Source organism: Streptomyces sp. NPDC031497, assembly GCF_055580905.1.
Genome location: NZ_JBVIKO010000056.1, coordinates 1 through 11,210, shown reverse-complemented (window position 1 = coordinate 11,210; position 11,210 = coordinate 1). Strand labels below are relative to the sequence as shown.

11 protein-coding genes are annotated in these 11,210 nt (G+C 69.2%); 3 read left to right on the top strand and 8 right to left on the bottom strand.

What is annotated here, in order from left to right:
• Positions 1-135 precede the first annotated feature (135 nt).
• The 3 genes from ACZ5K7_RS47945 to thyX form a co-directional block, all read right to left on the bottom strand.
• Positions 136-1,821 (bottom strand): ribonuclease J, encoded by a 1,686-nt coding sequence (locus ACZ5K7_RS47945; protein ID WP_351713871.1) that lies wholly within the window; start codon positions 1,819-1,821, stop codon positions 136-138.
• 156 nt (positions 1,822-1,977) lie between these two features.
• Positions 1,978-2,877, bottom strand: a complete 900-nt coding sequence (gene dapA, locus ACZ5K7_RS47940) for a 4-hydroxy-tetrahydrodipicolinate synthase (RefSeq protein ID WP_468924868.1) — start codon at positions 2,875-2,877, stop codon at positions 1,978-1,980.
• 235 nt (positions 2,878-3,112) lie between these two features.
• Positions 3,113-3,853: an FAD-dependent thymidylate synthase gene (gene thyX / locus ACZ5K7_RS47935; protein ID WP_351713875.1), complete on the bottom strand. Its 741-nt coding sequence runs from the start codon at positions 3,851-3,853 to the stop codon at positions 3,113-3,115.
• 229 nt (positions 3,854-4,082) lie between these two features.
• Between thyX and ACZ5K7_RS47930 the strand changes: the two genes are divergently transcribed.
• A complete protein-coding gene (locus ACZ5K7_RS47930; RefSeq protein WP_351713877.1) occupies positions 4,083-4,346 on the top strand; it encodes a hypothetical protein in 264 nt (87 codons plus the stop codon).
• 90 nt (positions 4,347-4,436) lie between these two features.
• The gene (locus tag ACZ5K7_RS47925) at positions 4,437-4,991 is read left to right on the top strand and encodes a hypothetical protein (protein ID WP_351713879.1); all 555 of its coding nucleotides are present in this window, start codon (positions 4,437-4,439) and stop codon (positions 4,989-4,991) included.
• Between the two features lie 76 nt (positions 4,992-5,067).
• On the opposite strand, the gene ACZ5K7_RS47920 is transcribed toward ACZ5K7_RS47925, so the two are convergent.
• The 5 genes from ACZ5K7_RS47920 to rpsO form a co-directional block, all read right to left on the bottom strand.
• Complete coding sequence (locus ACZ5K7_RS47920) at positions 5,068-5,520, bottom strand: tetratricopeptide repeat protein (RefSeq protein WP_351713881.1); 453 nt, start codon at positions 5,518-5,520, stop codon at positions 5,068-5,070.
• Between the two features lie 15 nt (positions 5,521-5,535).
• Positions 5,536-6,288, bottom strand: coding sequence for a 4-hydroxy-tetrahydrodipicolinate reductase (dapB, locus tag ACZ5K7_RS47915; protein ID WP_468924865.1), 753 nt, complete (start codon positions 6,286-6,288; stop codon positions 5,536-5,538).
• Between the two features lie 26 nt (positions 6,289-6,314).
• Positions 6,315-7,694: a M16 family metallopeptidase gene (locus tag ACZ5K7_RS47910; protein WP_450973787.1), complete on the bottom strand. Its 1,380-nt coding sequence runs from the start codon at positions 7,692-7,694 to the stop codon at positions 6,315-6,317.
• Positions 7,691-9,916, bottom strand: coding sequence for a polyribonucleotide nucleotidyltransferase (locus tag ACZ5K7_RS47905; RefSeq protein WP_351713887.1), 2,226 nt, complete (start codon positions 9,914-9,916; stop codon positions 7,691-7,693). Before ACZ5K7_RS47905 ends, ACZ5K7_RS47910 begins: the two co-directional genes overlap by 4 nt.
• 324 nt (positions 9,917-10,240) lie before the next feature.
• Entirely contained in the window at positions 10,241-10,528 is a 288-nt protein-coding gene (rpsO, locus tag ACZ5K7_RS47900) for a 30S ribosomal protein S15 (protein ID WP_351713889.1), read from the bottom strand.
• Between the two features lie 289 nt (positions 10,529-10,817).
• Here rpsO and ACZ5K7_RS47895 point away from each other — a divergent pair, with 289 nt between their 5' ends.
• Positions 10,818-11,111, top strand: a complete 294-nt coding sequence (locus ACZ5K7_RS47895; protein WP_123973668.1) for a DUF397 domain-containing protein — start codon at positions 10,818-10,820, stop codon at positions 11,109-11,111.
• The last annotated feature ends 99 nt before the right edge of the window (positions 11,112-11,210 follow it).

The following is an 11,210-nucleotide window of genomic DNA, read 5'->3' as shown; positions in this document are numbered from 1 at the left end:
CCTCCCCCCCCCCCCCTTTCCCCCCCCTCCTCCCCCCCCCCCCCCCCCCCCCCCCCCCCCCCCCCCCCCCCCCCCCCCCCCCCCCCCGCTCCATGTGCACGCGTACGACGGGCCGTTCGTGGCCCCGTTCGCGGGTCAGACCTCCACGACGACCGGGAGGATCATCGGCCTGCGGCGATACGTGTCCGAGACCCACTTGCCGAGGGTCCTGCGGATGAGTTGCTGCAGCTGGTGGGGCTCCACGACCCCGTCCTGGGCCGAGCGTTCGAGGACCTCCGAGATCTTCGGGACGACGGCCGCGAACGCCGAGTCCTCGATGCCGGAGCCGCGGGCCTGGATGTGCGGACCGCCCGTGATCTTGCCGGTGGAGGAGTCGACCACGACGAAGACCGAGATGATGCCCTCGTCGCCGAGGATCTTGCGGTCCTTCAGGGCCGGTTCGCCGACATCGCCGACGGAGAGACCGTCGACGTACACGTAGCCCGCCTGGACCTTGCCGGAGATCTTGGCCTTGCCCTCGACCAGGTCGACGACCACGCCGTCCTCGGCGATGACGATCCGGTCGTGCGGGATGCCCGTCAGAGCGCCGAGTTCGGCGTTGGCGCGCAGATGGCGCCATTCGCCGTGCACCGGCATCAGGTTCTTCGGTCGGCAGATGTTGTAGAAGTACAGCAGTTCACCGGCCGAGGCGTGGCCGGAAACATGCACCTTGGCGTTGCCCTTGTGGATGACGTCGGCGCCCCAGCGGGTCAGGCCGTTGATGACGCGGTATACCGCGTTCTCGTTTCCGGGGATCAGGGACGAGGCCAGGATGACCGTGTCGCCGTCGACGATACGGATCTGGTGGTCGCGGTTGGCCATCCGGGACAGGGCGGCCATCGGTTCGCCCTGGGAGCCCGTGCAGACCAGGACCACCTGGCTGTCCGGGAGGTCGTCGAGCGTCTTGACGTCGACGACGAGGCCCGGCGGGACCTTGAGGTAGCCCAGGTCCCGGGCGATGCCCATGTTGCGGACCATGGAGCGGCCGACGAAGGCGACCCGGCGGCCGTACTCGTGGGCCGTGTCCAGAATCTGCTGGATACGGTGGACATGGCTGGCGAAGCTCGCCACGATGATCCGCTTGCGGGCTCCGGCGAAGACCTGGCGCAGGACGTTCGAGATGTCGCGCTCGGGCGGGACGAAACCCGGCACCTCGGCGTTCGTCGAGTCGGCCAGAAGAAGGTCGATGCCTTCCTCACTCAGCCGCGCGAACGCGTGCAGGTCCGTCAGCCGGTTGTCCAGCGGGAGCTGGTCCATCTTGAAGTCGCCGGTGTGCACCACCATGCCGGCCGGGGTGCGGATGGCCACGGCCAGGGCGTCCGGGATGGAGTGGTTGACGGCGACGAACTCGCAGTCGAAGGGGCCGATGCGCTCTCGCTGGCCCTCCGCCACTTCCAGGGTGTACGGGCGGATGCGGTGCTCCTGGAGCTTCGCCTCGATGAGGGCGAGGGTCAGCTTGGAGCCGATGAGCGGGATGTCCGGCTTCTCGCGGAGCAGGAAGGGGACGCCGCCGATGTGGTCTTCGTGGCCGTGGGTGAGGACGATGCCCTCGATGTCGTCGAGACGGTCCCGGACGGACGTGAAGTCCGGCAGGATCAGGTCGATTCCGGGCTGCTCCTCCTCGGGGAAGAGCACCCCGCAGTCGACGATCAGCAGACGGCCGCCGTACTCGAAGACGGTCATGTTTCGGCCGATCTCGCCGAGCCCGCCGAGCGGGGTGACGCGCAGGGCGCCTTCGGGGAGCTGGGGCGGCGGGCCGAGTTCAGGATGCGGATGACTCAAAAGACTCTCCTCACCACCCACGCCACGTACCGGTCGGGCACGTGGCGTGGATGACGTTCGTGCATAAGCAGTTGTCGTTGTGGAATGCGGGCACCCGTGTCCCGCTTTGTTCAGTTGTTAAGCCTTGCTACGCGGACGTCCGCGTGAAGTCTGTTGTCAGAGCTGTACCCCGCCGGCAGCAAGATCGATCTTGAGCTGAGCGATCTCCTCGGCCGAACATTCGACCATGGGGGCGCGCAGCGGCCCGGCAGGCAGCCCCTGGAGGGTCAGCGCGGCCTTGGTCGTCATGACGCCCTGGGTGCGGAACGTGCCGGTGTAGACCGGCAGCAGCTTCTGGTGGATCTCCATGGCCTTCTGTACGTCACCGGAGACGAAGGCCTCGACGAGGGCCCTGAGGTCCGGGGTGACCACATGACCCACGACCGAGACGAAGCCGACGGCGCCCACGGAGAGCAGCGGCAGGTTGAGCATGTCGTCGCCGGAGTACCAGGCGAGGCCGGACTGGGCGATGGCCCAGCTCGCGCGGCCGAGGTCGCCCTTGGCGTCCTTGTTGGCGACGATCCTCGGGTGCTCGGCCAGGCGGACGAACGTCTCGGTGTTGATCGGGACGCCGCTGCGGCCGGGGATGTCGTAGAGGATGACCGGCAGCCCGGTGGCGTCGGCCACCGTCGTGAAGTGCCGGTACAGGCCCTCCTGCGGGGGCTTGTTGTAGTACGGCGTGACGACCAGCAGGCCGTGGGCGCCGTCGCGCTCGGCCTGGCGGGCCAGCTCGACGCTGTGGTGGGTGTCGTTGGTGCCGACTCCGGCCACGATGTGGGCGCGGTCGCCGACCGCCTCCAGTACGGCTCGTACCAGGTCCGATTTCTCCGCGTCGCTGGTGGTGGGCGACTCACCGGTGGTGCCGTTGATGATCAGGCCGTCGTTGCCTGCGTCCACCAGGTGGGTAGCGAGCCGCTGCGCGCCGTCGAGGTCGAGTGCGCCGTCCGCCGTGAAGGGCGTGACCATGGCGGTGAGGACCCGCCCGAAGGGGGTCTGCGGAGTGGAGGTCGGAGCCATGGGTTACACGCTACTCGGTGCTCACGGCGCGGTCTGCCCTTGGGGTGCGGGGAAAGTCCGGACAAATGCGGAGCCCGGCACTGCCTGCTCGGGGGTTCAAGCAGTGCCGGGTCCGTTTGATCAGGCTAGATGAACTTCACTAAATGCCGCAATACGGACACCTCGCCAGGCTGATCCGTACATCTGTGCCGAGCACGACAAGACGCGCGAGACGCCGGGCGGCACAACGGCCGGGTTACGGCGCGACACGACCGTTGGCGTTGAAGGCGCCGTGGGTGAGCGGCATGAGCCTGGCCCACTCCGCCTCCATCTTCTCGCCGACCATCTCGATCTCCCGCTGCGGGAAGGACGGCACCTTCGCCAGCTCGTGCTGGGTACGCAGGCCGAGGAAGTGCATCAGCGAGCGGGCGTTGCAGGTGGCGTACATCGACGAGAAGAGCCCGACGGGCAACACCGCCCGGGCCACCTCACGCGCGACACCGGCGGCGAGCATCTCCTGATAGGCCTCGTACGCCTCGCGGTAGGAGTCCTCCATCACCCGGCCGACGAGCTCCTGCTGGGCCTGGGTGCCCTCGACGAAGACGTACTTGCCGGGGCGGCCTTCCTGGACGAGCTTGCGGGCCTCGCCGGGGACGTAGAAGACGGGTTCGAGCTGGCGGTACCTACCGGACTCCTCGTTGTAAGACCACCCCACCCTGTGCCGCATGAACTCGCGGAAGACGAAGATCGGGGCGCTGATGAAGAACGTCATCGAGTTGTGCTCGAAGGGGCTGCCGTGCCGGTCCCGCATCAGGTAGTTGATCAGGCCCTTGGAGCGCTCCGGGTCCTTCTTCAGCTCCTCCAGGGACTGCTCTCCGGCGGTGGAGACTCGGGCGGCCCACAGCACGTCGGAGTCGGCCGCGCTGTGCTTGACCAGCTCGACGGTGACATCGCTCCGGAAGCTGGGCTTGAGGTCGTCGGCGGGGGTGTCGGTCACGACTCGGAGGATCCTTCCATCACTTCTCTCGGGCGGCGCCCACTCTACGGCCCGGCACTGACATCAGGGCGTTCGGTGGCGGGGCGCGACATCTTTGGCGAACTTCGGTGAAGTTCTGTGAATTCGGGGCAACCGGGCACCTATCGCTCCGTTCGCTCGTCTGTGTTGGTGAGAGCGATTCGTTCGACCCTGCCCGCAGCTCCACGAGTTCCCGAGAGGAGACGCCCCGATGTTCCTCCCCCAGCGACCGCTGGGAGGTGCCCCCAGGCGCCAACCCGTACCCTTCGCCTTCATCGCCGAGGCCGACAGGTTCCGCAGCAATGTCGCTCCCCCGCCCCGTCAGCGGTCGTCCGTGAGTCAGATGGCCGGGCGCTGGCTGCTCGGGCTCACCCTCGTCGCCGGCGTGGTGGGCTCGCTGGTCCTGGGCATGCCCGCGTTGTCCACGCCGTCCGACAGCGGGACCCAGCAGTCGCAGGCCTCTCAGGGGCACTGACTCTTCCGGCCCCCCGCGAGTGGTGAGCGGGGACACGGGCGGATAGCCTCACCGGGCACAGCCCATGCATGGATTGAGTGAGGACCAGCCGTGCCCCTGCCCTTCCTGATGGCCGACCGCACCGATGACGCGGCACTCGACAGCGCCCTGCCCTACGACGACCGGGACCGCTGGCGGCGCCCCTACCGGCCCGGGCCGTGGCGGGTGGGCGGGTCCGCCCTGTGGCTGCTGCTGGCCTCGTTCGTGCTGTTCGCGGCGGTCGCGCTGGCCCTGACCGGCTCGCTCTCCTCCGCCGGGGCGGTCCTCGGCATCGCCCTGCTGATCATCGCCGGCGCCCTGCGGATACTGCGCATGGGCGTGTGGGTGAGCGCGCGTGGGGTGCGCCAGGTAGGTCTGCTGTACACGCGGACGGTGCCCTGGAAGCGGGTCGTCTCGGTGCGCACGGCGCAGCAGCCGGTCCGCTGGCTGGGGCTGCCGCGCACGGTGCAGGGTCAGGCGCTGACACTCGTACGCAAGGACCGCTCGTCGGACGACATGGATCCGTTGCTGACCACGCACGGGATGGACTTCCTGGGCCGGGCGTCGGCCTTCGACCGTGCGGCGGACGCGGTGGAGGCGTGGGCGGCGGAGTACGGGCGCGGCTGAGCGGCATCCGATGGCATACGGCAGGGGCCGGTCCGCACCAGGCGGACCGGCCCCTTTCGTATGTGCGGGCTGCCGTTCAGGCCTCCACCGGCCTGCCGTCGTGCAGGGCGATGGCGCGCTGCATCGCCTTGCGGGCGCGCGGGGTGTCCCGGGCGTCGTGGTAGGCGACGGCGAGCCGGAACCAGCTGCGCCAGTCGTCGGGGGCGGCCTCGGTCTCGGCCTTGCGCTTGGCGAAGACCTCGTCGGCGGAGTCCCGGTCGATGCGGCCGCCGGGGGTGCGCTTCAGTTCGTCCACGGGCAGGCCGCCCTCGGCGTCGAGTTCCGCGGCGAGGGCGTTGGCCCGGCGGACGAACTGGGTGTTCTTCCACAGGAACCACAGGCCGATGACCGGCAGGATCAGCACCGCCACCCCGAAGGTGACGGTGAGGACCGTGCCGGTCTGGATGAGCATCACACCCCGGCTGCCGACCAGGACGAAGTAGAAGACCAGGACGGCGGCCGTGAGGGCGTAGGAGAGCTTCGCGCGCATGTCAGAGGTCTCGTATCAGCCCAGGTCCAGGAAGTTTTCCAGGCCGAAGGTGAGGCCCGGAGCGGTGACCACGCGGCGGACGCCGAGCAGGATGCCCGGCATGAAGCTGCTGTGGTGCAGGGAGTCGTGCCGGATGGTGAGGGTCTCGCCCTCGCCGCCGAGCAGGACCTCCTGGTGGGCCAGGAGACCGCGCAGGCGGACGGCGTGGACGGGGATTCCGTCGACGTCTGCGCCGCGTGCGCCGTCCAGGGCGGTGACGGTGGCGTCCGGGGCCGGGGCGGTGCCGGCCGTGCGGCGGGCCTCGGCGATGAGCTGGGCGGTGCGGGTGGCGGTGCCGGAGGGGGCGTCGGCCTTGTTCGGGTGGTGGAGTTCGACGACCTCCACCGATTCGAACCAGGGCGCGGCGATCTGCGCGAACTTCATCGTCAGCACGGCGCCGATGGAGAAGTTCGGGGCGATGAGCACGCCGGTCTCCGGGGACTGGTCCAGCCAGCCCGTCAACTGCGCGAGGCGCTCGTCGGTCCAGCCCGTGGTGCCGACGACGGCGTGGATGCCGTGGCGGACACAGAAGTCGAGGTTGCCCATCACCGAAGCGGGTGTGGTCAGTTCGACCGCGACCTGGGCGCCGGACTCGGCCAGCGCCTCCAGCTTGTCGCCCCGGCCGAGGGCGGCGACCAGCTCCATGTCCTCGGCGGCCTCGACCGCCTTGACCGCCTCGGAACCGATACGGCCCCGGGCGCCGAGGACCGCCACGCGCAGCTTGCTCATCTTCTTCGTTCCTTACCGGTGGTGTGTCAGGCGACGGCGTCGTGCAGGCGTGCGGCCTGTTTGTCCTTGAGCGGGCCGATGACCGACAGCGACGGGCGCTGTCCCAGGATGTCGCGGGCGACGGAACGGACCTCGTCCGGGGTCACCGCGGCTATCCGGGCCAGCATGTCGTCGACGGACATCTGCTCGCCCCAGCACAGCTCGCTCTTGCCGATACGGTTCATCAGCGCGCCGGTGTCCTCCAGGCCGAGCACCGTGGAGCCCTGGAGCTGGCCGATGGCACGGCCGATCTCCTCGTCCGGCAGGCCGTGCTCGGCGACCTGGTCCAGCTCGTCCCGGCAGATCTTGAGGACGTCGTGGACCTGCGAAGGCCGGCAGCCGGCGTACACACCGAACAGGCCGCAGTCGGCGAAGCCCGAGGTGTACGAGTACACGCTGTAGGCCAGACCGCGCTTCTCGCGGACCTCCTGGAAGAGCCGGGAGGACATGCCCCCGCCGAGGGCGGTGTTGAGCACGCCGAGAGCCCAGCGGCGGTCGTCGGTGCGGGGCAGTCCGGGCATGCCGAGGACGACATGCGCCTGTTCGGTCTTGCGGCCGAGGAGTTCGACGCGTCCGGAGGTGCGGATGGTGCGGCTGCCCGCGCGCGGGCCGATGGGGGCCGCTTCGGCGGTCCGGAAGGCGCCGGCCTTCTCGAAGGCCGCGCGGACCTGTCGTACGACCTTGTTGTGGTCGATGTTGCCGGCCGCCGCGACCACCAGGTGGGTGGGGTCGTAGTGCTTCTTGTAGAAGCGGCGGATGCGGTCGGCGGTGAGGGCGTTGACCGTGTCGACCGTGCCGAGAACCGGGCGGCCGAGGGAGTTGTCGCCGAACATGGTGTGCGCGAACAGGTCGTGCACGCAGTCGCCGGGGTCGTCCTCGGTCATGGCGATCTCTTCGAGGATCGCGCCCCGCTCGACGTTGACGTCGTCCTCGAGGATGCGGGAGCCGGTCAGCATGTCGCAGACGACGTCGATGGCGAGCGGCAGGTCGGTGTCGAGCACGCGCGCGTAGTAACACGTGTACTCCTTCGCCGTGAACGCGTTCATCTCGCCGCCGACCGCGTCGATGGCGGAGGAGATGTCCAGGGCGGATCGGCGCGTGGTGCCCTTGAAGAGGAGGTGCTCCAGGTAGTGCGTGGCGCCGTTCAGGGTGGGGGTCTCGTCGCGGGAGCCGACGTGGGCCCAGATGCCGAAGGTCGCGGAGCGCACCGAGGGCAGGGTCTCGGTGACGATGCGCAGGCCGCCGGGGAGGGTGGTCTTGCGGACCGTGCCGATGCCGTTCTCGCCCTTGATCAGGGTTTGGGTACGGGCGACGGCCCGCGCCTCCGAGGAGGTGCGGGCCGTCGTCGTGGAGCTGCTCGACGTCACTTGTCGGTGTCGTCCTTTGCGTCCTCGGAGGAAGCCTCTTCCTCGCCCTCGACGACGGGGATGAGGGAGAGCTTGCCGCGGGAGTCGATCTCGGCGATCTCGACCTGGACCTTCTGGCCCACACCGAGGACGTCCTCGACGTTCTCCACGCGCTTGCCGCCGGCCAGCTTGCGGATCTGCGAGATGTGCAGCAGACCGTCCTTGCCGGGCAGCAGGGAGACGAACGCGCCGAAGGTGGTCGTCTTCACGACCGTGCCCAGGTAGCGCTCGCCGACCTCGGGCATCGTCGGGTTGGCGATGCCGTTGATCGTGGCACGGGCGGCCTCGGCGGCCGGGCCGTCGGAGGCGCCGATGTAGATGGTGCCGTCGTCCTCGATGGTGATCTCGGCGCCGGTGTCCTCCTGGATCTGGTTGATCATCTTGCCCTTGGGGCCGATGACCTCGCCGATCTTGTCCACGGGGATCTTGACGGTGATGATCCGCGGGGCGTTCGGGGACATCTCGTCCGGCTTGTCGATCGCTTCCATCATCACGTCGAGGATGTGGAGGCGGGCGTCCCGGGCCTGCTTGAGGGCGGCGGCCAGGACGGAGGCCGGGATGCCGTCCAGCTTGGTGTCGAGCTGGAGGGCGGTCACGAACTCCTTGGTGCCGGCGACCTTGAAGTCCATGTCACCGAAGGCGTCCTCCGCACCGAGGATGTCGGTGAGGCTGACGTAGTGCGTCTCGCCGTCGATCTCCTGGGAGATCAGGCCCATGGCGATACCGGCGACCGGGGCCTTCAGCGGCACACCGGCGTTCAGGAGCGACATGGTGCTGGCGCACACGGAACCCATGGACGTCGAGCCGTTGGAGCCGAGCGCCTCGGACACCTGGCGGATCGCGTAGGGGAACTCCTCGCGGGTCGGCAGGACCGGGACCAGGGCGCGCTCGGCGAGGGCGCCGTGGCCGATCTCGCGGCGCTTCGGGGAGCCGACGCGACCGGTCTCGCCGGTGGAGTACGGCGGGAAGTTGTAGTTGTGCATGTAGCGCTTGCGGGTCACCGGGGAAAGCGTGTCCAGCTGCTGCTCCATCCGGAGCATGTTGAGGGTGGTGACGCCCAGGATCTGGGTCTCGCCACGCTCGAACAGCGCCGAGCCGTGCACGCGCGGGATGGCCTCGACCTCGGCGGCCAGGGTGCGGATGTCGGTGACACCGCGGCCGTCGATGCGCTTCTTCTCCTTGATCACGCGCTCACGGACCAGCTGCTTGGTCAGCGAGCGGTACGCGGCGGAGATCTCCTTCTCGCGGCCCTCGAACTCCGGGAGCAGCTTCTCGGCGGCCAGACCCTTGACGCGGTCCAGCTCGGCCTCGCGCTCCTGCTTGCCCGCGATGGTCAGCGCGGCGGCGAGCTCCGGGCGGACGGCGGCGGAGAGCGCCTCCAGGATGTCGTCCTGGTAGTCGAGGAAGATCGGGAACTCGCCGGTCGGCTTGGCGGCCTTGGCGGCGAGGTCGGCCTGGGCCTTGCAGAGCACCTTGATGAAGGGCTTCGCGGCGTCCAGACCGGAGGCGACGACCTCCTCGGTCGGCGCCTCGGCGCCGCCCTGGACCAGCTGGATGGTCTTCTCGGTGGCCTCGGCCTCGACCATCATGATCGCGACGTCGCCGTCCTCCAGGACGCGACCGGCGACCACCATGTCGAAGACGGCGTCCTCGAGCTCGGTGTGCGTCGGGAACGCGACCCACTGGCCGTTGATCAGCGCGACGCGGACGCCGCCGATCGGGCCGGAGAAGGGCAGACCGGCCAGCTGGGTGGACGCGGACGCGGCGTTGATCGCGACGACGTCGTACAGGTGGTCGGGGTTGAGCGCCATGATGGTGGCGACGACCTGGATCTCGTTGCGCAGGCCCTTCTTGAAGGACGGGCGCAGCGGGCGGTCGATCAGGCGGCAGGTGAGGATTGCGTCCTCGCTCGGCCGGCCCTCACGGCGGAAGAAGGAACCGGGGATCTTCCCGGCCGCGTACATGCGCTCCTCGACGTCCACCGTGAGGGGGAAGAAGTCGAGCTGGTCCTTGGGGTTCTTGGAGGCGGTGGTGGCCGACAGCACCATGGTGTCGTCGTCCAGGTACGCCACGGCGGAGCCGGCGGCCTGCTTGGCCAGGCGGCCCGTCTCGAAGCGGATGGTGCGGGTGCCGAAGGTGCCGTTGTCAATGACGGCCTCGGCGTAGTGGGTCTCGTTCTCCACTAGCGTTTTCTCCGTTACTTTCGTCTGCGTTACGTCTTTTGTCCCGATCTGCCCGTGTGGCAGGGGGACGGTCCCGGAGAAGCGCGCCGTGCTGTGCGGGCCGGTCTTCGATCGAAGCACCCGGGGCTCGCTTCCCCCCGGGGGCCACTACCGAGGACCGGCGGCGGCTTGGGTGCGCTTCTCCTTGTTCGTTGTCGTGCTGTGTCGTGCGTATTGCGTTGTGCTACCACACTACAAAGCGTGAGTGACACTCCGCACGTTTCCGCACGTACGGCAAAGGGAGCGGTCCCGGGTCTCTCCGGGAACCGCTCCCTTCACGACGTCTTACTTGGCGCCCGCCGCACCGCGGCGGATGCCCAGGCGGTCGACCAGCGCACGGAAGCGCTGGATGTCCTTCTTCGCCAGGTACTGCAGGAGGCGACGGCGCTGACCGACCAGGATCAGCAGACCACGACGGGAGTGGTGGTCGTGCTTGTGGACCTTCAGGTGCTCCGTCAGGTCGGAGATCCGACGCGACAGCATGGCGACCTGGACCTCGGGGGAGCCGGTGTCGCCCTCCTTGGTACCGAACTCGGTGATGATCTGCTTCTTCGTAGCGGCGTCGAGCGGCACGCGTACTCCTCGTAGTCTTCGGGTGGCCACCGAGTGCCCCCGGTCTGTGTCTCGGGGGAGCTTCCGTTACTCGGGAGGCGGGGATCCGCTGGGCGCGGCCTCAGGGGTCCACGGGGGACTCCGGGGGTGCGTACACAAACGGCCGTCGACCAGGGTACCAGTGCCGGAGTACGAGAATGTCCCGGACGGTCCCGGACGGCGCGAGACGGCCCGAGACGGCCGAAGGCGGGGCGACCGCCAGTAGTGTGACCGTCACAGCGTACGTACGTCGGGAAGGGGTCGCCGCGGGATGAGCGAGACGGCTGAGGAGATGAAGGCGCGCAAGGAGCGGGAACGGGACGAGCTCTACGCGCTCGACATCTCGGGCGTCGAGTGGCACTGCGCCCCCGGCACCGAGCAGGACGAGGAGCGGGTCGAGATCGCCTACCTGCCCGAGGGTGCCGTGGCCATGCGGTCGTCGCTCGACCCGGACACCGTGCTGCGGTACACGGAGGCGGAGTGGCGGGCCTTCGTGCTGGGCGCCCGGGACGGCGAGTTCGACCTGGAGCCCAACGAGCGCAACGGCGGCCTGGCCGCCCAGTGACCGACGGCCCGGGGGGGGGGGGGGGGGGGGGGGGGGGGGGGGGGGGGGGGGGGTAGGGTTGTATCTCCCCACTACGCCTCTCAAACAACAAAAAAAAAG

What these genes read in the sequence shown, in the direction of transcription:
- dapA (WP_468924868.1), bottom strand. Translation starts at nt 2,877, where the DNA reads ATGGCTCCGACCTCCACTCCGCAGACCCCCTTCGGGCGGGTCCTCACC.
- ACZ5K7_RS47930 (WP_351713877.1), top strand. Translation starts at nt 4,083, where the DNA reads ATGTTCCTCCCCCAGCGACCGCTGGGAGGTGCCCCCAGGCGCCAACCC.
- ACZ5K7_RS47920 (WP_351713881.1), bottom strand. Translation starts at nt 5,520, where the DNA reads ATGCGCGCGAAGCTCTCCTACGCCCTCACGGCCGCCGTCCTGGTCTTC.
- dapB (WP_468924865.1), bottom strand. Translation starts at nt 6,288, where the DNA reads ATGAGCAAGCTGCGCGTGGCGGTCCTCGGCGCCCGGGGCCGTATCGGT.
- ACZ5K7_RS47895 (WP_123973668.1), top strand. Translation starts at nt 10,818, where the DNA reads ATGAGCGAGACGGCTGAGGAGATGAAGGCGCGCAAGGAGCGGGAACGG.